20 protein-coding genes are annotated in these 22,089 nt (G+C 34.7%); 16 read left to right on the top strand and 4 right to left on the bottom strand.

Annotation, left to right across the window (positions count from 1 at the left end):
- Positions 1–59: 59 nt before the first annotated feature.
- Positions 60–713 (top strand): hypothetical protein, encoded by a 654-nt coding sequence (locus HND39_12085; protein ID QKJ96957.1) that lies wholly within the window; start codon positions 60–62, stop codon positions 711–713.
- A gap of 93 nt (positions 714–806) precedes the next feature.
- Here the strand turns inward: HND39_12085 and typA are convergent, their stop codons facing one another.
- Positions 807–2,612, bottom strand: coding sequence for a translational GTPase TypA (gene typA / locus HND39_12080; GenBank protein ID QKJ96956.1), 1,806 nt, complete (start codon positions 2,610–2,612; stop codon positions 807–809).
- A gap of 235 nt (positions 2,613–2,847) precedes the next feature.
- Here typA and HND39_12075 point away from each other — a divergent pair, with 235 nt between their 5' ends.
- The 4 genes from HND39_12075 (at position 2,848) to HND39_12060 (ending at position 4,621) form a co-directional block, all read left to right on the top strand.
- Positions 2,848–3,156, top strand: coding sequence for a hypothetical protein (locus tag HND39_12075; protein ID QKJ96955.1), 309 nt, complete (start codon positions 2,848–2,850; stop codon positions 3,154–3,156).
- A 35-nt stretch (positions 3,157–3,191) separates the two neighbouring features.
- Positions 3,192–3,497: a hypothetical protein gene (locus HND39_12070; protein ID QKJ96954.1), complete on the top strand. Its 306-nt coding sequence runs from the start codon at positions 3,192–3,194 to the stop codon at positions 3,495–3,497.
- 20 nt (positions 3,498–3,517) lie between these two features.
- The gene (locus HND39_12065) at positions 3,518–3,787 is read left to right on the top strand and encodes a hypothetical protein (GenBank protein QKJ96953.1); all 270 of its coding nucleotides are present in this window, start codon (positions 3,518–3,520) and stop codon (positions 3,785–3,787) included.
- Between the two features lie 450 nt (positions 3,788–4,237).
- On the top strand, positions 4,238–4,621 hold the full coding sequence (locus tag HND39_12060) for a hypothetical protein (GenBank protein ID QKJ96952.1): 384 nt from the start codon (positions 4,238–4,240) through the stop codon (positions 4,619–4,621).
- 250 nt (positions 4,622–4,871) lie between these two features.
- On the opposite strand, the gene HND39_12055 is transcribed toward HND39_12060, so the two are convergent.
- Positions 4,872–6,395 (bottom strand): AbgT family transporter, encoded by a 1,524-nt coding sequence (locus HND39_12055; GenBank protein QKJ96951.1) that lies wholly within the window; start codon positions 6,393–6,395, stop codon positions 4,872–4,874.
- Positions 6,396–6,602: 207 nt separating this feature from the next.
- Between HND39_12055 and HND39_12050 the strand changes: the two genes are divergently transcribed.
- On the top strand, positions 6,603–6,884 hold the full coding sequence (locus HND39_12050) for a YciI family protein (protein ID QKJ96950.1): 282 nt from the start codon (positions 6,603–6,605) through the stop codon (positions 6,882–6,884).
- Positions 6,885–6,989: 105 nt separating this feature from the next.
- Here the strand turns inward: HND39_12050 and alr are convergent, their stop codons facing one another.
- Positions 6,990–8,141, bottom strand: a complete 1,152-nt coding sequence (gene alr / locus HND39_12045; GenBank protein ID QKJ96949.1) for an alanine racemase — start codon at positions 8,139–8,141, stop codon at positions 6,990–6,992.
- A 299-nt stretch (positions 8,142–8,440) separates the two neighbouring features.
- On the opposite strand from alr, the gene HND39_12040 reads away from it, so the two are divergent.
- From HND39_12040 to HND39_12020, 5 genes are all read left to right on the top strand, one after another.
- The gene (locus HND39_12040; protein QKJ96948.1) at positions 8,441–8,719 is read left to right on the top strand and encodes a hypothetical protein; all 279 of its coding nucleotides are present in this window, start codon (positions 8,441–8,443) and stop codon (positions 8,717–8,719) included.
- Between the two features lie 40 nt (positions 8,720–8,759).
- Positions 8,760–9,329, top strand: a complete 570-nt coding sequence (locus HND39_12035) for a DUF4126 domain-containing protein (GenBank protein ID QKJ97992.1) — start codon at positions 8,760–8,762, stop codon at positions 9,327–9,329.
- A 160-nt stretch (positions 9,330–9,489) separates the two neighbouring features.
- Positions 9,490–10,590 (top strand): DUF4242 domain-containing protein, encoded by a 1,101-nt coding sequence (locus tag HND39_12030; protein QKJ96947.1) that lies wholly within the window; start codon positions 9,490–9,492, stop codon positions 10,588–10,590.
- A gap of 292 nt (positions 10,591–10,882) precedes the next feature.
- The gene (locus tag HND39_12025; protein ID QKJ97991.1) at positions 10,883–11,155 is read left to right on the top strand and encodes a DUF4242 domain-containing protein; all 273 of its coding nucleotides are present in this window, start codon (positions 10,883–10,885) and stop codon (positions 11,153–11,155) included.
- A gap of 166 nt (positions 11,156–11,321) precedes the next feature.
- Positions 11,322–12,557, top strand: coding sequence for a hypothetical protein (locus HND39_12020; protein ID QKJ96946.1), 1,236 nt, complete (start codon positions 11,322–11,324; stop codon positions 12,555–12,557).
- A gap of 10 nt (positions 12,558–12,567) precedes the next feature.
- On the opposite strand, the gene HND39_12015 is transcribed toward HND39_12020, so the two are convergent.
- A complete protein-coding gene (locus tag HND39_12015) occupies positions 12,568–14,559 on the bottom strand; it encodes a 1-deoxy-D-xylulose-5-phosphate synthase (GenBank protein ID QKJ96945.1) in 1,992 nt (663 codons plus the stop codon).
- A 211-nt stretch (positions 14,560–14,770) separates the two neighbouring features.
- Here HND39_12015 and HND39_12010 point away from each other — a divergent pair, with 211 nt between their 5' ends.
- The 5 genes from HND39_12010 (at position 14,771) to HND39_11990 (ending at position 21,801) form a co-directional block, all read left to right on the top strand.
- Positions 14,771–16,324, top strand: a complete 1,554-nt coding sequence (locus HND39_12010) for a T9SS type A sorting domain-containing protein (protein QKJ96944.1) — start codon at positions 14,771–14,773, stop codon at positions 16,322–16,324.
- A gap of 29 nt (positions 16,325–16,353) precedes the next feature.
- Entirely contained in the window at positions 16,354–18,381 is a 2,028-nt protein-coding gene (locus HND39_12005; GenBank protein ID QKJ96943.1) for a T9SS type A sorting domain-containing protein, read from the top strand.
- An 11-nt stretch (positions 18,382–18,392) separates the two neighbouring features.
- Positions 18,393–19,952, top strand: a complete 1,560-nt coding sequence (locus HND39_12000) for a T9SS type A sorting domain-containing protein (protein QKJ96942.1) — start codon at positions 18,393–18,395, stop codon at positions 19,950–19,952.
- A gap of 1,117 nt (positions 19,953–21,069) precedes the next feature.
- Positions 21,070–21,513 carry a T9SS type A sorting domain-containing protein gene (locus HND39_11995; protein ID QKJ97990.1) on the top strand — a complete coding sequence of 148 codons (444 nt, stop codon included), beginning with the start codon at positions 21,070–21,072 and terminating at the stop codon, positions 21,511–21,513.
- A gap of 30 nt (positions 21,514–21,543) precedes the next feature.
- The gene (locus HND39_11990) at positions 21,544–21,801 is read left to right on the top strand and encodes a hypothetical protein (GenBank protein ID QKJ96941.1); all 258 of its coding nucleotides are present in this window, start codon (positions 21,544–21,546) and stop codon (positions 21,799–21,801) included.
- Positions 21,802–22,089 lie beyond the last annotated feature (288 nt).

The following is a 22,089-nucleotide window of genomic DNA, read 5'->3' as shown; positions in this document are numbered from 1 at the left end:
CGCACAATAAATTAATTATAATTCTGATTAAATTAATTTTTTATTTAGCGGGTATTAAAATGAAATCTATCTTCATGCTTTTAATATTTTATTCTCTTACTTATAGTCAAAGTGAATTTATGACTGGTAATAACTTGGGTATCGGTGCGGCGTATACATATTCTGCTAACGATATATCTAAATCTTCAAGCGTTGAAGGAGTTATTACCTTTATTGGTACAATAGATTTAAGTTTGCAATTCTCGACTGGAACAGTTGATATAAATGGTAAAACTAAATCATCATCAACTACATTTCATTTTGCCTTTAATTTGAAGAGACACAATCCTACCCTCAATATAAAATTTTTGCTAGGTTATCAAGCAGGGAGTATAGAGGAAAACTATAATAACGCAAAAATGAATTCTTCTGGTTTTTTAGTTGGTGCGGGGTTCTACCCAACTTTTATTAAGTCGCAATCATTCTTTTGGATGGGTGCAATAGAACTGTTATATGGATTTAATTCAGTTGCGCCAGCAAACGTACCTCAGAATTCAAAACCTATCGATACGAGAATGATTTCTGTTGGATTTAATCTGGGTTCCACCATACTCCCAAGATTTATTCTGGTTCTCTCACCTTTTATTTCTAAAGACTTAATCAATGAAGAGATTTCTGTTTTTTATGGAATTTCTGCCCGAATGATATTTTCATTTGGTCTCATCGAACAATAATTTGAACAGTTATACATCTATATTCCTGAATTAGTAGCAAACAAAAATTGCATCAGCCACGAATCCTCCAACACCGGGCAGTTGTACGAATAATCACGCATCCTTTAGATTATATCTTCTCCTTTCATTAGGATCGAGATGAAGTTTTCGCATCCGGATTGATTTTGGTGTTACTTCAACAAGCTCATCATCTTTTATATACTCAAGCGATTCTTCCAATGAAAATTTTATTGCGGGTGCAATCTTCGCAGCTTTGTCAGAACCTGAAGCTCTCATATTCGTAAGCTTCTTTCCTCTTTGAACATGAACCTCAATATCATTGTCTTTATTATATTCGCCGACAATTTGTCCGCGATAAACAACATCTCCCGGATTGATAAAAAATTCTCCACGATCTTGTAGCGAATCAATTGCGTACGAAGTTGATTGTCCTTCATGCATTGATATCAAAACTCCATTAGATCTTTGAGTAATTGATCCTTTAAAAAATTCATACTGGTAAAAACGATGATGCATAATTCCTTCACCGGAAGTAACGGTCAGCAATCGGTTTCTCAATCCCATTAATCCTCTTGAAGGAATATGGAATTCAAGAGTTGTCAGACTTCCCTTCTGTTCCATCTTTGTCATCACTCCTCGTCTTTGTCCGACAAGTTCAATAACTTTTCCTGTCATATCGTTTGGAACATCAACAACAAGAATTTCAATTGGCTCAGCTTTCTTTCCATCAATTTCTTTATAAATAACTTTCGGCGGACCAACAGCAAACTCATATCCTTCACGTCTCATATTTTCGATAAGAATTGAAAGATGAAGCAAGCCTCTTCCTGAAACTTTGTGAGTATCCGGTGAACCGGTTTCTTCCAAACGCATGGCAACATTTTTCTCGAGCTCTTTGAAAAGTCTGTCACGAAGATGTCGTGATGTAACATACTTCCCTTCCTTTCCGTAAAAAGGAGAATTATTTACGGTGAAGTTCATACTGATTGTTGGTTCATCAATATCGATGATTGAAAGTGGATCAGGATTTTCTGCATCTGAAATTGTATCACCGATATCAATATCTTCAACACCAACAATTGCACAAATATCTCCCGAAATAACTTCGTCAACTTCTGTTCGTTCAATTCCTTCAAACACAAAAAGCTGTTTGATGCTGATTGGATGAATGTCACCATTTCTTTTTATAATGCAAAGCTGATCTGTTTTCCTAAGTGTTCCGCGAAAAACTCTTCCAACACCAATTCGTCCAACATAGTCATTGTAATCAAGTGAAGTTATCTGCATCTGAACAGTTCCGTCTTCAACCTTCGGTGAAGGAATTTTTTTAACAATCTTTTCAAGAAGAGGAACAAGATCTTTTCTTTCATCTTTCAGATTTTTTACAGCCCAGCCGTTTCTTCCGCTCGCATAAATTACAGGAAATTCAAGCTGTGTTTCATCAGCACCGAGATCAATGAATAGATCATAAATTTCATTCAGCACTTCCTGAGGACGGTTATCCGGTCTGTCAATTTTGTTTATCACAACAATCGGTTTTAAATGAAGATGAAGAGCTTTTTCAAGTACGAATCTTGTCTGAGGCATTGGTCCTTCAAATGCATCTACTAAAAGCAGAACTCCGTCTGCCATTTTAAGAACACGTTCAACTTCACCACCGAAGTCTGCGTGTCCCGGTGTATCAATCAAATTAATTTTTACATCTTTGTAGGGAATGCTGATGTTCTTTGCTAGGATTGTAATTCCTCTTTCACGTTCGAGGTCGTTTGAATCGAGGAAGCAGTCCTGCACGACCTGGTTTTTTCTGAATACGTTGCTTTGCTTAAGAAGCTGGTCAACTAAAGTAGTCTTACCGTGGTCAACGTGGGCTATTATGGCTATGTTTCTTATCTTTTTCAATGGTTTTCTTCTTTTTAATCCTTAAAAAATGAGGCACAAATATGGTGTTATTTAAAGCCGAATACAATGGAAATAGACGGGTCAATTGAAGCTTTTGTAAATTTGGCTTAAGTTTTAAATGTTGATAAATGAATTATTCTACAAAAACAAATTTTGAAATAATGCTTTAAGCGTATTTGAATGATTCTTAACTAATTAGGTTTATATATTTTAAATTTAAGATTGTTTATATAAAATGGAATGGTTCAATACTCCCATTGATTCACTTTACATAATTGTCATCACGATTATTTATTTTTTTACTTCGGCAATAGAAACTTTTGATATAAGGATTATCCAAGCACAAAGAGAAGGAATAAATGAACGATCTTTGCCGAAATGGGTTGCATATTTATACTGGTTAAACTGGTTACTAGCTCTTTCATTAATTCTATTGAATTGGAAATATGCGATAATGGTTTTTATCATTAGATTCATTTTGAAAGTTTTACCTGTATTAGAAATCGTTGGTAATATTTTAATGGCTCCTTTTAAGAAGCATTAATAATTTCAATATAACTAAATTTAACTGGGAGTGCGATGGCTGAAATAATTAAGTACAATAATCTTTCGTCTGGGAATCCAAATCAGTGCTTTTGCCAAATGAAGTTTGATGATGGATTGAAAATTTTAGTATCCCAATCGAAAGATGGTATAAAGATATTTAAACTATTCATTGGGTTCGTACCGATCAAAACACTTTTTCAGGCAAGTTTTTTGGAACGTGAAAAACATAAAAAATTTATGGATGTGAACATAGATAGTTCATTATTGTTAGACTCATACGTCGAGACAATAAAGCCAATTTTAACAAGCAATAAATTCTACGAATTTCTTAATTTTTAATAATTCTCATTAGGATTTTTATGAATAAAAGAGCAAAAGAATCTCTTAACGAAAAGTGTAATCGCCTTGAAGCAGAGATTAAAATACTTAAAAGAAAAAACGTTCGCCTTGACAAACAAATAGCATTGCTTCGAGAACAAAAGTTAAGGGCAGGGAATAAAAACTTAGCTCTTCAAAAGGAACTTTTCACAATTAAATCTAAGCAAACGAGAAGAATTGAGGATATTATCGCTGAGAGCGATGAGGAGAGTGCTGGGGGAATTAATAAATCATCTGATAAAGATAGTTAAGGATCCTGTATCCTTGTCCTAACCGTGATCAATTAATAATTCTTTATAAAGTTTAACGATGTGATAAGTCGTAGATAAACGCATACTCACTTCACCAAATACAACGGTCCATCCGGTAATAAAGGTAGTTTAAACTCATCCCGTACCCTTCTCTTAATCAGAGAAGGGATTATTGTTAGTGATTTCGTTCCAACAAATATTCTGACAGGATTTTTTTATTAAAGATATTCTTAAAAGAAGTCCCTCTCTTTGTAAGACCTGCCTGCCGGCAAAGGCAGGGAGGGATTAGGGTGAGTTCAATTATTTATAAAATTATAATTAGACAAAACACTACACTTATTTCACCAAGTACAACGGTCCATCCGGTCCTAATGGCAAACCGAGAAGCATCCATATTTGAAAATGATGGAGTTTATTATATTACTCGTAAGTCAAACAATTTTTTAAATTATGACAGAGTTTTCAATACATCAATTAACAATCTTTGCAGCGCGTTCCGGTAATCTTGAACTATTAAAGGAAAGAATTAAAGCCGGTGGAGATATAAATTATCTTGATCAGCAGTTTGGGTCAGCATTGAGTGAAGCAATCAGAACATCAAAATTGGAGATAATTGACTATCTGATTCAAAATGGCGTGGACGTAAATGCATCCTACTATGATGATTTCGGACCATTAGAGATTGCTTTGAGGAATCCTGAATTTCACATTGTCTATAAACTGCTTTGTGCTGGTGCAAGATTAAAAAAGAAAACTCGTCCTTACTATAAATTAAGAATGGAGGAGTGCATACTAGAGATTAAAAAATATTATAAAGATTTCATTCTTGATTAATAACCTGGCATTTAATAATTCATTCACTTCACCAAATACAGCGGTCCATCAGGTAATAAAGGTAGTTTAAACTCATCCCTACCCTTCTCTTAATCAGAGAAGGGATTATTGTTAGTGATTTCGTTCCAACAAATATTCTGTCGGAAATTTTAATCTAAAGATTTACCTGGAAGAAGTCCCTCTCTTTTTAAGAGAGGGATGAGGGTGAGTTCAATTATTTATAAAATTGTAATTGGACAAAACACTACACTTATTTCACCAAATACAACGGTCCATCCGGACCTAAAGGCAAACCGAGAAGCATCCAGATAATTAAAAGCACAATCCAGAATACCAGGAAGACAACAGTGTAAGGAATCATCGTAGAAATGATTGTGCCTATTCCGTATTTTTCATCATACTTCTGTGCAAAAGCAACAATGAGTGCAAAGTAGCTCATCATCGGTGTGATTAGATTTGTAACCGAATCCCCTATTCTGAAAGCTGCCTGTGTTAATGCAGGATGATAATCGAGAAGCATAAACATCGGCACAAAAACCGGAGCCATAATTGCCCACTTTGCAGACGCGCTTCCCATGAACAAATTTATAAATGCAGAAACAATCACGAAAGAAACGATCAAAGTAATTCCTGTAAAGCCAATGCTCTTTAAAAATTCTGCACCGTCAATTGCAATGATGAGTCCGAGGTTGCTGTAACGGAAGAAGTAAACAAACTGTGCTGCAAAAAATACAAGCACAACATAAGTTGCCAGAGTGCTCATTGACTTGATGATGTGTTTCATCATTTCAGTATCGTTCTTTATTGTTTTGGTAACGATTCCATAAACAAGTCCCGGGATAAAAAAGAAAATAATTATGCCTGTAATAATTCCATCAAAGAATGGTGAGTGGAGAACTTCTTTCGTCTCAGGATTTCTGAACAGCCCATTTTCAGGAATGACAGTAAATGCTAATGCAGCAAGAAGAACAAATAACCAGATCCCAGCCCACATCAATCCTTTCTTTTCGAGAGGAGTAATTTCTTCAACAGGAATTTTTTCTGCACTACCTTCATACTTTTTCAAACGCGGTTCGACAATTTTTTCTGTCACTAGTGTTCCAAGTATCACAATCAAAAAACCGGATACGAAACTGAAATAAAAAGTTACTGCAGCATTTATTTTCATCGATGGATCAATTATCTGAGCAGCAGATTGAGAAAGTCCTGCAAGAACAGGATCGATTGAACCAATTAAAAAGTTTGCACCGAATCCACCACTTACACCACAGAAAGCTGCTGCAAGCCCTGCCATCGGATGTCTTCCCAACGCATAAAATATTATAGCACCAAGAGGAATAAGAATTACATATCCGGCTTCGGAAGCAACGTGGGATAAAACTCCGGCTAAAACGACTGACATTGTTATTAATCTTTTCGGAGCTTTCAAAACAAGAGCGCGAATCCCCGCATTAAAAAGTCCTGAACCTTCACATACACCAATTCCAATCATTACTGCAAGCACATATCCAAGCGGAGGAAAGTTTACGAAGTTGTGAACTACATTTTCATAAATCCATCTGAGTCCATCTCCGTTAAGTAAGTTTTGAACTTTAATAACAGATCCATCAGCGGGATGAATAGCAGTGAGTCCTACCCAACTTCCGATCATCGAGGCGATTGCAACAATGACTGCTATCAATGCAAACAACGTTGCAGGATGGGGTAGCTTGTTCCCAGTTCTTTCGATGTAATCAAGTGATTTGTTGAATATACGTGAAGCAAGTGACTTCAATTTTCCCTCCGATGACTAATAATTTTGGTTGTAAAAATAGGGGTATCACTATAGAATTAAAAAAAAATTCGTGACTTTGTGTCTTTGTGGCATAAGAGAAAATTTTGTCACAAAGTCTCGAAGACACAAAGTTATACTTGATCAAATATTTGAATTCAAAACATGCATCAGTTAACTTTATATTCAAAAAATAAAAGGAAAAATTTTATGAACTATTACGCACTCATCTATCATCTTGTTGATGATTATTTGACAAGACGAACACAATTCCGTGAAGAGCATCTGAAACTTGCAAGTGAATCAAACGAAAAAGGTGAATTGATTCTTGCGGGTGCTTTCAGTGATCCACCGGATAAGGCATTGTTAATTTTTAAAGTTGATGATAAATCTTTAATTGAAGAATTCATCAGGAAAGATCCGTATGTTAAAAATGGATTGATAACAAAGTGGGAAATCAGATCGTGGACAGTTGTGATCGGGAAAGTATAAAAGAATTGTACACTGATATCGTCGATTTAGCTGATCAGCGCAGATCGATTCAACCTGCTTGACGGCAAGGCAGGTCTGTGTCATCTGCTTTCTATAAATTTTATCTTACTCCAAATAAATTCTTGGAACTCGAGTGTTAATGTTGGTAAGAATTTCATAAGGAATTGTTCCCGCCCATTCAGCAAGGTATTCAGCAGTGATTAAATTTTTTCCATCGCTTCCAAGTAGAATAACTTCATCACCATTGTACGCAGAATCATTTTCAATATTCACAACAATCTGATCCATTGAAATATTTCCAATCACAGGATAAAGTTTTCCGTTCAATAAAACTTTTGCTTTGTGTGACATACTTCTGAAATATCCATCACCATATCCAACAGGAACAGTAACTGCGCGAATGTTATGGTTTGATTTGAATGTTAAACCATAACCAACAGAATTTCCCGCTTTTATCACTTTGAAATAAACAACTAATGATTTCCAGGTAAGTGCAGGTTTTACAGAAATTGTTTTTTGAATATTCTTCGATGGATAAACACCAAACAACATTATTCCCGGTCGAACCATATCAAGATTCGCGTTTGGCAATTGCAGAATTGCACCTGAGTTTGAAATATGTTTGATTGTTGGTTCAATGGAATGCTTATTAAAATAATTTAGCACTTCACTAAATCTTTCGAACTGAAGTTTTGCGAAAGTCAGGTCATCAGATTCAGCAGTTGCAAAGTGGGAGTAAATTCCCTCAACAATAATATTTTTTAATGAATGAGCTGTTTCTAAAAATTTTTCTGCATTGTAATAATGAACTCCAACTCTTTCCATTCCAGTATCAATTTTCAAATGAACAACAGCTTTGGTTTTCATCTGAGCAGAAGTTTCATCAATCTGTTTCAACTTATCTATTGAAGAGGCTGTTATTGCAAGATTGTTTTTTAAAAATAATGGAATCTGATTTCCCCACACACCACCTAAAACGAGAATTGGAATTTTAATTCCTATCTCACGAAGCAAAATTCCCTCTTCAACAACAGCAACTCCAAGATAATCAGCTTTAAGTTCTTCATAAAGTTGTGCAATTCGAACAAGACCATGTCCGTAAGCATTTGCTTTAAGAACGGGCATAACTTTAGTATTTCCTACATGAGTTTTAATTGCTTTGAAATTTTCTGCAAGAATTTTCAGATCCACTTCAACTCTTGTTGGACGAACAATTTCATCTACGCTGATTACTGGATGGTTACTGTGTATTTTCAATTTATGTCCAAAGAATAATAATTTAATTCTGATACAAAGATAAAAGATTTAATTGTTAAATATTTGGATGGTTGTCGATGTTTATTTTGAATTGCAAAATTGAATATATAAATCCTTTAATACATGGTAGAGCTCCTGTACTTCACGATGTAAATATTGTAAAATAAAATATTTGATTATTTTTTACATTTCTGTTGAAAGAGGATTAACAAAATTCAAACTTGATTGACTGTTTGAATATTTCATAGAATGGTTATCTTTTACATAGTCATTTAAAAAAAATTAAAGGTATTGCAATAATGAAATCTTCGCTGAAAAATGACTTTATAAAATTAATTAATGGAAGATACTATTTCCGTTTGCCTGATAAAACTCGTCGCAAGAAAGAGGGACAAGCATATAAACAAGGTTACGAGATTCGATTGGTTGTAAAAGGTAAAATTGAACTGAAGAAAATTCAATCACTTCTGAAAGATTTAGGTTTCAAAATCGGAAAGCCATTTGAGAAAGGGTTACAAATAGTACAGCCTGTTTACGGGAAATACCAGGTTGAAAAGCTCAAAACCATTCTTAAATAATAAATGTAATTTTTGTAAAACTTTTAACACAATTGACTATTTGGAAACAATCGCCTCAATACTTTTAGGAATCGGACTTAGCGCTGCAACAGGATTCAGAATTTTTGTTCCGTTTTTTGTTGCAAGCATAGCTTCAATTTCCGGTTACTTACCACTATCACCTTCATTTGAATGGATAGGAACATATCCTGCTCTTTTTGCATTCGGCGCTGCGACTATTTTCGAAATAGCTGCTTACTACATTCCGTGGTTTGACAATTTGCTGGATTCAATTGCAACACCAGCAGCATTTATTGCTGGTGCAATTTTAATGATAGCTGTTGTAAGTGGATTACCACCATTAGCAAAATGGGCGTTAGCCATAATTGCAGGAAGCGGTGCTGCAGGAATTGTTCAAAGCGGAACAACATTGACTCGTGCGACTTCTACCGTAACAACGGGTGGTTTAGCAAATCCGATTGTCTCTACGATAGAAGCAGGATCTTCATTCGGATTGTCTTTACTTGCAATAATTCTTCCGGTGATTGCAGGATTAATTGCAATCGTTTTACTAATCTTTCTGAGTAAAAAAATTGTAAGAAAACTAAAACGAACAAATACTCAACCATAGCAGTTGATTTATTGGGAAGTTTTAGTTTGTTACTATCTAACTGCATTTGCCGATATTAAAATAAATTTTTAGTTTTCATTCAATTCCTTTTTTATAGTTTAACTAACCATTCTGAGGACACAAGTATTATTCTGATTACTATAAAATGCTGGAAGGTTTAATGCCGTTATTTATGGATCGTCACATCGGACTGAATGCAACTGCCAAGTCGGTTGCTGAAGCACATCAAATGGATCTAAAAATTCAGAAACAATTCAAGTGTAAGGCACTAACCTATTGGTACGAAGAAGGAAAGCGAATTGCATTCTGCCTGATAGAAGCTCCGAATAAAGAAGCAGTTGAGGAAATGCACAGAAATTCTCATGGACTTATTCCAAATCAGATCATCGAGGTTCAAAGTAATGTAGTTGAATTTTTTCTTGGCAGAATTGCCGATCCTGCAAAGGTTAATCATACTGAACAATTCATAAACGAAACTGCATTCCGCATCATTTTATTTATAGACTGTAAAAGAATAATTACAAAATCAAAATTATCGACAAATGAAAAAACCGAAATAAGTGCGATACTGAATAATGTAATCAGACCAGCTTTAAATGAGTTTGATGGCACCGAAGTGAAAATTAATCACGATGGAATTATGGCTTCCTTCACTTCAATTTCAAAATCTATCAACTGCGCATTGAAAATTCAAAAAAGAATCAGTGAAATAAACAACAAGTTGAAAGGCTGTGAAGTTTTGGCATCAATTGGTTTAAGCAGTGGTTATCCATTTACAAATGGAAATGATTTTTTTGGCGAAACGGTGTTACTTGCAAAAAGATTAAGTGAAATTGCAAAGGAAAATAATATTGTATTATCAAATGATTTTAAAAATGAATTTGTTCGAAAAGAAACAATGTCCAAAAAGAATTTGGTGAGGATAACAAATCCGGTTGAAGAAAAATTTTTAAATTCATTAATGGAGTTAATTGAGAAAGTCTGGAATGATGAAGATTTTAATGTTGTTGATTTCGGTAAAAAAATTGGTTTAAGCAAAGCACAACTATATAGAAAGATTATCGCACTAACCGGACAATCTCCAAATGACTTCATAAAGAATTATCGATTGAATAGAGCATTAAAATTACTTTCAAATAAACACGGCAATATTTCCGAAATTGCATTTGAAACAGGATTCAGTACCCCAGCATATTTTTCAAAATGTTTTCAAAAAAGATTCGGCATTCTTCCTTCTGAATATGCTAACTCGATAACATAACCTATCAATCAACTTCCTCGTTTGATTTAATTTCAAACCGGATGAATCAATTTTACTATTTATTGAACTAAATTTTTACGACAAGCTAATAATTTTATTCTATTATTGTGCAGCAAGTTTCTAATACAATTTATACAAAGAATTGTAATGTAACTTCAATAATTAACTAATAATTTAAAAAACTTTCGGAGGCCCGATGAAAGCGTTAGTCATTTCCTTTGTTGCATTTCTTGTTGTCACAGTGATGACAAATAATTCTCTTGCACAGGATAATAGCAGTAAAAAAATTGTAATGCATCGTTATCTTGTTGAAAGAACATTTCCTGATGGTTTGGAAATTCCTGTAAATATGGAAGGAAGCAAAATGTGTTTGAATGTTGTTTCGGTTAATGCAGAAGATAATGTATCGTGGGTTCATTCTTATGTTACAATGGATCACAAGAAAACATTCTGTATCTACGATGCACCATCACCTGAAGCAATAAGAAAATCTGCTGAAGCAAATGGATTACCGGTGGATAATATTATAGAAGTCAGTGTGCTGGATCCTTATTTCTATAGATAATCTGATTTTATAATTTTCCCTCATCAACAGAGGGCATCTGGCTTTTCGATCTTCAATCACTATCTAATCTGTCACTAAAAAATACCCTTGCTCAATCAATAGTTTCGTGTATGTTTGTTCAGTAGAATTAATCTATGTTTATCCTCAATATTATCGGAGAAGCTTGATGAAAACTACATCCTTTCTAACCGCTATTGTTTTTCTGCTAAATTTTGCAGTCAAATCGTACGCACAAGGTGAAGCTGCTGTTCCATTTTTATTATTGAATCCTTCACCTTCACTAAGTGCAATGGGCGCAACTGGTTCAGCGCTTCCAACAAATGATCCGTTTGGATTTCTATGGAACCCGGCACAATTAGGATATACTAGCCAGACAAATAATTTAACTTTCATTTTTTATCCAACACCGGTTGACTGGATTCCATCTTTTAATCTTGATCGTGAACTAAGTGCTTTAGCGTTTAACGCAGGTTATAATTTTAAAGATTTAATTGGATTTCCGCTGAGTTTTGGTTTTGGTTATTCAAATCCGGAATTAAATTTTGGTACTTTTAATAGGAATGATGAAAATGGAAATAAAATTGGTGAATTTGAAGCTAAAGATTATTACAATGCATACTCATTTGGATTAGGGATGGATTATTATGTTCAATTAAGCATCGGATACACAATTAAAAATGTAAAATCAGTTTTATCAAATGAATTTTCTGCTGAAACCACAGTTAATGATTTTGGTATTCTTCTGAATGTTCCTGTAATTAAGTTGATTAATAAAAACCTGTTATTACCCATCGATGGAAAATTAAATGGCAAACCAACTTTCGATTTCTCATTAGGCTATTCAAAATCAAATATTGGTGACGAAATATATTATGTTGATCCTGTTCAGTCAGATCCTCTTCCAAGAACAGACAGAACAGGTTATGGATTGTCAGCAGGATTTGATTTGATTTCTGATAACTTTTCCATCAATGCATTTAATTTATCTTTTACAGTTGAAGCAGAAGATCTTTTGGTTTCGCGTGACTCTACAGGCAATTCCGAATATGAACCAACTTTAAGCGATTTACAATTCTGGAAAAACATTATCAAAATTGAAGGAACTCAAAAAATTGTCTCACGAGCAGGCACGAAACTGGAATTCGTTGAATCGGTTGCACTTTATTTTGGTCACTTCTCCGGACGTGGTTTTTATTCGGAAATTACAAATGGATACGAATTGAGAGCAAAGGGATTATTTAAGTTATCAGCGTTATGGGCAAAAAATTCAATAACAGATTTTCTCCGTGATCATATAGATATTATATATTATAATACCAATTACTTTGAATATGACTGGACTGAAACAAAGATGACCGGGCTTGCGTTATATGTTCACAATTTGAATGAGTTGTTTGAGTAAATTAATTTGATTACTGCGGCGCATCTGTAGTGTAATTTTGCTCAACTGCTTCTGCGGTTCCAATATTAGTTACTCCAGAAATTCTTTGAGCTAAAGATTTTCCATCCAGCTTATGAAATTCAAGTACTTCAAGTGGTGTTCCGCATTCTGGATATTCGGTTAATCCAAAGTTTTTAAATTCTAGGCCACCAACCTGACTGCCGTCAGGCAAGTTTGCACTAATCGACACGAATTGATTTAATAACCTGTCACCTAATCCACCGATAGCTGAGTGATCTTCCAACACAAATATTTTTTTCTGATCTGATACTATATTCCTCAACCAATCTTTATCTATCTTGTTTAACCATGGCAAATTAATAACCTTCAAACCGAAACCGATTTTTTTCAAATATTCTGCTGCAACTAAAGCTTCGTGAAGCATTACTGGTCCGTAGCCAAATAAAATTGCATCACTGCCTTGAGTGAGTTCTACTCCAACCCCAATTTTGAATTTATAATCTTTCGGAAGCTGAATTCTTTCAGGAGAAGGTCCAATTACTAATCTTAAAACACAATTTTCTTTAGCTTCGTTTATACAATAATCTGTTGCCCATTTTGTTTCCTCTGCATTGCAAGGTTGAATAATTGTAACATTTGGTAATGCACCGAACAAAGAAATATCACGAACACTTTGATGTGACTTTCCGGGTCCCGCCGGAATCATTCCTGAAAAATGACAGGTATAAATTATTTTTGTTTTCTCACCGGCATTGTTATAAATCTGTTCATTCGCTCTTGCAGAAAGAAAACTTGAAAATGTATTTACGATTGGTATCAATCCCATTCTCGCAATTCCACCAGCCATTGAAACCATATCCTGTTCTGCTATTCCGTTTTCAATGAATCTGTCAGGATAAGTTTTCTCAAAGTTACGAAGTTTGCAATCAGCCGAAAGATCTCCATCCAGAACAACAAAATTTTTAATTGTCTTTGCAAGTTCAACTAATGCCTCGCCGTAAGCTACAGTAACAAATTCTTTATCGAGTTTTGTAATTTGTTTCCCCTCAGATTTGTTTTCTGGAATTTGAATTTTCCCGACACCAAGTTTTTCTGCAAGTTTATTAATCGTTTCAGTTAATTCAGTTAATCCTTTCTCATAACTTTCGTCATCTGGTGCACCTGAATGCCATTTGTAAAGTGTTTTTCCCTGGAAAGTTTCAGTGAGAGGTTTTTCCATAAAAGAAACTCCCCTTCCCTTAATGGTATCAGCAATAATCATTTTTGGTTTATCAACTAACTTTTTCATTGCATCGAAAGTATGTTTCAGCATTTTGTAATTGTGTCCATCAATTCGAACAACATACCATCCAAATGCTTTCACTTTTTCAACAACATCTTCAATATTATTAACATCTTTTACTAACATATCTGTCTGGTATTTGTTGTGATCCATTATTGCAATCACATCATTAATTTTTTGGTGAGCTGTTGCCTGTAACGATTCCCAAATCTGTCCTTCCTGGAATTCTCCATCACCAGTTAAAACGAAAACGTGACCTTTATTCTTATTGTAATTTTTTGCCCATGCCATTCCTTTTGCTTTTGAAATTCCCATTCCAAGTGAACCAGTGCTTGCTTCGATTCCCGGTTGACGAACTTCTGGATGACCATCGAGTCCGTGAAGTCTTCTTAACAATAATAATTTTTCTTCGGGAATAATTCCGAGTGCATAAAAGAGAGAATACAATCCGGGTACATCGTGACCTTTTGAAGAAAAATAAATATCACGATCGGGCGAATCGAGACCAACTTCTAAAACATTCAACTCATTTAAATAAAGATAAGTTGTGATATCCATTGCACTGAGTGATGAACCAAGATGACCAGAACCAGCTTTCTTCACGGCAACCAATGTGTTGTATCTGCACATATCAGCAAAGAGCTGTATCTTCGTTTCCCAATCGGCTGTAATCGATCTTACTTTATCGAATTCAGATTTTTTAATAAGGTTAAAATTCATCTTTTACTCCAATAAAAACATTAAATTGCTGTCAAAAGCATTACTATAAAAACATCGTAAAATTACCACAGAAGACGGTCAAAATGTAATAATTGTCGTTTTAAGAAATCAATTATTTGCTGAAAATCACTCTCAAGGAAATTCTCAGATAACAATCATCTGGTATTCTTATTGTCTGTTCGAATCAATAAAATAACAAACGGAGTTAACAATGATTATCAGATTTGGAATTTCACTAACTTTTTTAATGATGTTGAGCTGGAACATTATTTATTCGCAAACCACTTATTACGTTTCAGAGAATGGCAGCAACGGCAACAACGGATTAACACCTCAAACAGCTTTTGCAACTCTTCAATATGCTGCTGATTTAGTTGCTGCAGGAGATATGGTTTTAGTTCTTGAAGGAAATTATACTGGATTTGATATCAGATCGAATGGAACTCAAAATAATCCTATCACATTTAAAGCAACAGAAGATAATGTAATTATTGATCAACCAAATTCTGTTACTCCCGATGGAATTAATATTGAAAATGCTTCCTGGATTGTAATTGATGGTTTTGAAATTCTCGATCAGCCACGTGCCGGAATTCGTGCTGCTGTTTCTGATTTTATTACAATAAAAAATAATTATTGTCACAACAATTATCGCTGGGGTATTTTTACAGGATTTACGGATGATATTCTAATTGAAAATAATACTTGCTCATTCAGCGAAGATGAACACGGAATTTATGTTTCTAACAGCAGTGACAGACCAATCATCAGGAACAATCATTCATTCAATAATAACGGTTGCGGAATTCATATGAATGGCGATATCTCAATGGGTGGTGATGGTATCATAAGTGATGCAATAGTTGAAGGAAATATTTTACATGATAACGGTTATGGAGGCGGTTCTGCAATAAATATGGATGGAGTCCAAAGTTCTGAAATATTTAATAATCTTATTTACAACAATCACGCAACTGGTATTGCGATGTATCAGATAGATGGTGGAGATGCTTCGAAGAATAATAAAGTTTATAACAACACGATCATCCAGCCCTCCGATGGACGTTGGTGTGTGATTGCTGTCGATGGATCAACCGGTAATACACTTTATAATAATATTCTGATTAATCATCACAGTTTCAGAGGAAGTATTTCGATTGATGCTGCATCTGTTACAGGATTTGTTAGTGATTACAATATTCTTGTAAACAGATTAAGTGATGATGATGGCAATTCGAATATGACATTGTCTCAATGGCAAACGATGGGATATGATACTCACTCAATGATTGCTGATCCTGAAAATCAAATTTTTGTTGATTATTCAAATGCAAATTATCATCTGCTTCAAAATTCACAAGCTGTTGATGCAGGAACAAATTTAGTTCTTCCAACAGTATTTGAAGATCTCGATAATGTTTCGCGTCCACAGGGAAGTGGTTTTGATATTGGTAGTTATGAATACACCTCAACAACTGAAGTGGCTAACGAAAATATTCCAAATGAATTTCAGTTGTTCCAAAACTTTCCAAACCCATTCAATCCTTCAACCACAATTAAATTCCAATTAGAAAATTCAGGATTTGTATCATTAACAGTTTATAATGTATTAGGAAACGAAGTTGCAACGATCATAAATGAATTTAAATCATCAGGTAAATATGAAGTTCGGTTTGACGCTTCAGAATTATCGAGTGGAATTTACTTTGTCAGACTACAGCAAGATTCTTTTATTCAGACAATAAAAATGACGTTACTCAAATAGCAATAATTCAAATTTAAAAAAAGTTTAGAATGAAAATGTTGAGACAATATTCTATATTAAAAATTCATTTGTGTCTATTTTTTTTAATTTCAATCGACACATTAATTCCTCAAATAATTCCTTCAGAACGGTTGTATGATTGGGAAAATAATGTTGGAGTTCCCGAAGGAATTCCAAACAGAACAATTATTGGTGCAGTTATAGATTCCGTTCTTTATGGAAATGGAAATGTTGATGCTTCATCTGCAATTGCAACAGCGATCGATCAATGTCCGGAAGGACAAGTCGTTTATATTCCATCAGGAATTTATCGATTGGATAATCGTGTTTATCGGGCTTATGCTGATAACATCACGATTCGTGGTGCCGGAGTTGGGAATACAATTTTAATCGCCGGAACGTCAGTTAGTCAAATGCTTCTCTTAGGTACTGCTGATTGGCCAAGACCTGCAAATGGATTAGCAATAACTGCCGGTGCATTTGCAGGAAGCAGTGTCGTTACTGTTTCAAATACTTCATCAATAATTGTTGGAAACCTTGTAAGAATTGAACAGGATGATTTGCCATTTGTAATTGATGTTTCAACTCCAACTACAAATGACAGATTATTATCTGCAACATTCAGAGTTGTTTCAAAAACTGCAACGACTGTTACACTAACACCTCCAATACCATTTACTTTTACTGACTCTCCAACTCTTGTTCAATATGCAATTTCTCCTTTGGTAAGTACTGGTGTTGAAGATTTAACAATTGACTGTAATTCTCAAAGTGGTGTTGGAATTCAGTTTGATCAAGCCTGGGGATGCTGGATAAAAAATGTTGAGATAAAAAATTCAACAAACCGTCAAATGTTTTTGTACTGTTTTGTTTCCGGAGAGATAAGACATAACTATACTCATTCGGTGATCGGTGGTGGTCCAAATCACGAAGGAATAGATTTATATGAAGATTGCTCATTCAATCTTATTGAAGATAACATCACATACAACGGAGGATTTCCGGGAATTATTTTAGGTGATTCAAGAGGTGGGTGTGCCGGAAACGTAATTGCATATAATTTTTCTTATAACGCAAATACGGGCTCTTCGGATATGGCTGGAATGGATATCAGCGTGAGTCATGGACCTCATAACCTGATGAACTTAGTAGAAGGAAATATTGCAGGAGGAATGGGCAGTGATGGTTACTTTGGTTCAACAAGTCACATTACTGTTTTAAGAAACTGGTTTACAGCCACTCATTCAACAGCAAATGAAAATCTCATCGCAGTTAATATTGGAAGATGGAATAATTATTTTAATCTCGTTGGGAATATTTTAGGGACAAGTACGTTCGATCCGAACGGTTTGTATCAACCAGAAACTCCATTCAGTTACTCAGATGAAGTAATTTATAAATTAGGTTTCCCAAACATGGGTAACAATGGTTTTACCGGGACCTGGGGACCAACATCTCCTCCAAGCTATATCGGTCAATACGCAACAGGAAATGGTTTGCAGGAACTTGATCATAATGTAAAAACATCAATGATAAGACATGGTAACTATGATTATAAAAACAATTTAATTATTTGGGATCCTTCAATTACTGATCACAATATTCCGGTAAGTTATTTCAGAAGCACCAAGCCAGAATATTTTTGTTCTTTGCAATGGCCTCCATTTGATCCGTCCTCTCCCCCGGGAGAAATTAATGATGTTAATATTAGTCGAATCCCGGCTGGTTATCGGTTTATTTATGGACATGATCCTTGTAGTACTAGTGAAGTAATTTCACCAAGAAATATTCCTGATGATTTTATTCTTTATCAGAACTATCCCAATCCATTTAATCCCTCGACCAATCTTCAGTATGCAATCAGCAGTCGGCAATATGTTATCTTAAAAGTTTATGACATTTTAGGAAATGAAATTTCAACATTAGTCGATGAGGAAAAATCTGCCGGCATTTATAAAGTTACTTTTAACTCCACAGGTCTATCAAGCGGTGTTTATTATTACAGAATGATTGCTGATGATTTTATTCAAACTAAATCTATGTTGCTGATTAAATAGGAGAATGTATAATGAAAATATCTTTACTTGGTTTGCTTTTTGGAATTGTATCATTTTACAATATTCAATCGATTAGAGCTGCTGAATTTATAGTATCCAATTCAACGGAATTACAAAACGCTATTAACAATGTTCAAGGTGGAGATACAATCAGCCTACTGAGTGGTAATTATGATAACCTCACAATCTCCGGAAAGAATAACATCTCTTTTGTTGTTATCAGATCAAATACAGGAGCTACAGCAATTTTTTCAAGTATTAATATTAGCAATTGCAGCTATTGGAAATTATCCGGCGTTTATATCAAACCAAGATACACCAGCGGTGCAGACGGTAAAAATGCATTGAGGTTAGACGGTAATTATCTCACTGCCGAAAATTGTAACATAAATTATTCAGATGATATTTCTGGCTGGACAGATTCTGATTGGGTTTCCCAGGCAGGTAATGGTATTACAATGGATGGAACAAATATAACCGTCAAAAATAATCTCGTCAGTGTAGTTGATCATGGAATTTCAAATGGTGCTCAGTACACATTGGTTTCCGGAAACATCATATCAAATTTTCGTGGAGATGGGATAAGAGGTTTGGGTGACGATGCGAATTACGAATATAACTTAATAAAAAATTCGTACGATGTAGATGACAATCACGATGATGGATTTCAATCCTGGTCAGTTGGTCCGGGTGGTGTTGGTACTGGTGTTGTTAAAAATATTATTTTGCGCGGAAACACAATTATAAATTTTGAAGATCCAAACCAGCCATACAGAAGTAACCTTCAGGGAATTGGTTTGTTCGATGGAATGTTTGAGAACTGGCTCGTTGAAAACAATCTGATTATAACTGATCACTGGCATGGAATTTCTTTTTACGGCGCTATTGATTGTAAAATAATAAACAATACTGTTGTGGATAATGATTTAACACCATCACCTGACCCATGGATTATGGTTACCGATCATAAAAATGGAACGCCTTCATCAGGAGTTACTGTGCGAAATAATATTTCTACAGATTTTTCATTTTCAGGTGGCGTATCTGAAGATCATAATATAGAAATTACAATGAATAATGCTTCGAATTACTTTGTAAATCCATCCGGAGGAAATGGAGATTATCATTTAATTATTACAAGTCCTGCTGTTGATGCCGGAAGTTCTGTTCTTGCACCAACCGTTGATAAAGATGGGATAATTCGTCCGCAAGGAAATGGTTTTGATATTGGATGCTATGAATATTCAAATACTACAGGAATAGTGGATGAAGAAAATAACCCAACTGATTTTCAGTTATTCCAAAACTATCCGAATCCATTTAATCCAAGTACTGTAATCAGTTATCAATTGCCAGTAAGCAGTTTCGTAACATTGAAAGTTTATGATTTATTGGGCAGAGAAGTTGCAACACTCGTAAATGAATATCTCGAAGCTGGTTTTCATTCTACATTTTACATTATGAATTCTACATTAACAAGCGGAATTTATTTCTATCAAATGTCGGTACGAACTCCAGGTGAGAAAGCTGAGAACTTTACAATTACAAAGTCAATGTTATTAATCAAATAGAAAATATATTAACTGAAATTTAAAGGCGATGAAAATGAGACCATTAAAATTCTTTGCATCAATAAGTTTAATTGCACTTTGCACTACGCCCGTCTCATCGGCTAATATTATTCAGGCAGCAAGTTGTTCACAAGCTGATGTTCAATCGGCTATCAATTTTGCTCAAGATGGAGATACTGTTTTCGTTCCGGCAGGAGAATGTATTTGGAATTCAGAAGTCATAATTCAAAATAAAACAATCATACTGATTGGTGCTGGTTCAGGTGATGGTGGTACTAAAATAATTTATGGTGGAACAAATCACGGATTACTTGAAGTTGATGCTGGAAATAAAACCGGCAGAATGGAAATTACAGGATTCTGGTTTTATGGAGGCGATACAGACTACTGGAGTGGAACTGCAATCAATTTTGGCGGTCCGAAAAACTGGAAAAATCTTTTAGTACACCATAATGTATTTGAGAATAATAAACAGTGGACCATTTCAGGTTACTCTGGCATCAGTGGTGTGATTTATCAAAATACTTTCAAAGGTTCAGCTCACGGATTAATCTTCTACGGAGATGGTACTGATGACTGGGAATCTCCATTGGTTCTTGGGACATCAGATTTCTTCTTCATTGAAGAAAATATTTTTGACTGGGATGATTGGTACGGAGTTACTGGTGCAGCTTGTATGGATTTGTATCGAGGTGGAAGAGTTGTCTTCAGAAATAATACAATAAACTATGGATTTTGGGAGACACACGATTTAGCGCGAAGCGGATTAGTGAGTGCTAATGCGTACGAAATTTATAATAACACATTCTGGACAAACACTACAAAATGGAAAGGAATGGACATTTCCGCCGGAACCGGTGTAGTTTGGGGAAACAATTTTATCGGTGGTGGAACCTGGGAAACGGATTGGACTATTCCAATAGGCGCAATTGATTATAAATCATTTGACCCAAGAAGTTTATCTCTTTGTGATGGAAATGATCCTGCTGACCAAAACGTTTCAGGTGAGGCTGGCTGGCGTTGTCAATATCAAATAGGGACTCAAAGTGAAGGAGCAACAGCTTACAGCTATCCACTTTATTTATGGAATAATTATAGCAATAACACACTGGTCGGGATGGTTTGTACTAACGGTTGTGAAGTAAACGGAAAACCACATCTTCTTGAAGGAAGAGATTTTATCAATAACGGTACAACACCAAAACCTGGATATACTCAGTTTACATATCCGCATCCATTACGGCAGAACGGACCAACTGATATTTCAGAAATAAGTTTGTTACCACAGAAATTCGAGCTATTTCAAAACTATCCGAATCCATTTAATCCAAGTACAGTAATCAGTTATAATTTGCCAGTTAGCAGCTATGTAACATTGAAAGTTTTTGACATTTTAGGAAATGAAGTCACAACTCTCGTCAACGAACAAAAACCTGCCGGTACTTATGAAGTTGAGTTTAATACATCTTCCATCAAACATTTTCCATCTTCCGGAATTTATTTTTATCAATTAAAATGCGGAAGTTTCATACAAACAAAAAAAATGTCATTGCTTAAGTAAGCAATCATCAAATAATAAAAATATTTTACTTTGAAATTTTCACAAATTACTTTGCGTTTTATAATCTGCATTCTGTGCAATTCAATTTTGTTTACTGGTTGTCATTCTTATTTCGTCATTCCAAAAGCCGATTACACTAAAATTTCTACGATGGAAGACATTAAAATTGTCTACACCAACGGCAGAGAATTCATCGTTGAGAAAAATGATTCTACGAATGTTCAAATAGCTGGTGACTCTTTAGTTATATCTGAGGGTACCCAAAAAGAAAATTATATTGATGGATGACGTCGGAAAATTAAAAGAAAACAGATTTGATTTAGGCGGGACGATTACATTATCATTGGTAGGACTTACAATCGTTGTCGTACTATTCTTTTCGATGTTTCCTTTTAAAACTTAATTTATATTTTCTGGGTTACGATCTTTTACAGGTAATACAGATTACCTATAATATCCATCTGCAAAGCAATTATTACATCACTTCCCTATTCTTTCTTTACTTAACTAATCAGCTAACTATCATTAATTCTGTTTAAGGATGATTTTCACAAGAATAACTGTATCAAAATAAAC

Source organism: Ignavibacteriota bacterium (assembly GCA_013285405.1).
Classification (GTDB): domain Bacteria; phylum Bacteroidota; class Ignavibacteria; order Ignavibacteriales; family Ignavibacteriaceae; genus IGN2.
This window is presented reverse-complemented; position numbering and strand designations above follow the sequence as displayed.

Excerpts from the sequence above, each read along its gene's own strand:
- HND39_12085 (QKJ96957.1), top strand. The coding sequence starts at position 60 with ATGAAATCTATCTTCATGCTTTTAATATTTTATTCTCTTACTTATAGT.
- HND39_12075 (QKJ96955.1), top strand. The coding sequence starts at position 2,848 with ATGGAATGGTTCAATACTCCCATTGATTCACTTTACATAATTGTCATC.
- HND39_12070 (QKJ96954.1), top strand. The coding sequence starts at position 3,192 with ATGGCTGAAATAATTAAGTACAATAATCTTTCGTCTGGGAATCCAAAT.
- HND39_12065 (QKJ96953.1), top strand. The coding sequence starts at position 3,518 with ATGAATAAAAGAGCAAAAGAATCTCTTAACGAAAAGTGTAATCGCCTT.
- HND39_12060 (QKJ96952.1), top strand. The coding sequence starts at position 4,238 with ATGACAGAGTTTTCAATACATCAATTAACAATCTTTGCAGCGCGTTCC.
- HND39_12050 (QKJ96950.1), top strand. The coding sequence starts at position 6,603 with ATGAACTATTACGCACTCATCTATCATCTTGTTGATGATTATTTGACA.
- HND39_12040 (QKJ96948.1), top strand. The coding sequence starts at position 8,441 with ATGAAATCTTCGCTGAAAAATGACTTTATAAAATTAATTAATGGAAGA.
- HND39_12030 (QKJ96947.1), top strand. The coding sequence starts at position 9,490 with ATGCCGTTATTTATGGATCGTCACATCGGACTGAATGCAACTGCCAAG.
- HND39_12025 (QKJ97991.1), top strand. The coding sequence starts at position 10,883 with ATGCATCGTTATCTTGTTGAAAGAACATTTCCTGATGGTTTGGAAATT.
- HND39_12020 (QKJ96946.1), top strand. The coding sequence starts at position 11,322 with ATGAAAACTACATCCTTTCTAACCGCTATTGTTTTTCTGCTAAATTTT.
- HND39_12015 (QKJ96945.1), bottom strand. The coding sequence starts at position 14,559 with ATGAATTTTAACCTTATTAAAAAATCTGAATTCGATAAAGTAAGATCG.
- HND39_12010 (QKJ96944.1), top strand. The coding sequence starts at position 14,771 with ATGATTATCAGATTTGGAATTTCACTAACTTTTTTAATGATGTTGAGC.
- HND39_12005 (QKJ96943.1), top strand. The coding sequence starts at position 16,354 with ATGAAAATGTTGAGACAATATTCTATATTAAAAATTCATTTGTGTCTA.
- HND39_12000 (QKJ96942.1), top strand. The coding sequence starts at position 18,393 with ATGAAAATATCTTTACTTGGTTTGCTTTTTGGAATTGTATCATTTTAC.
- HND39_11995 (QKJ97990.1), top strand. The coding sequence starts at position 21,070 with ATGGTTTGTACTAACGGTTGTGAAGTAAACGGAAAACCACATCTTCTT.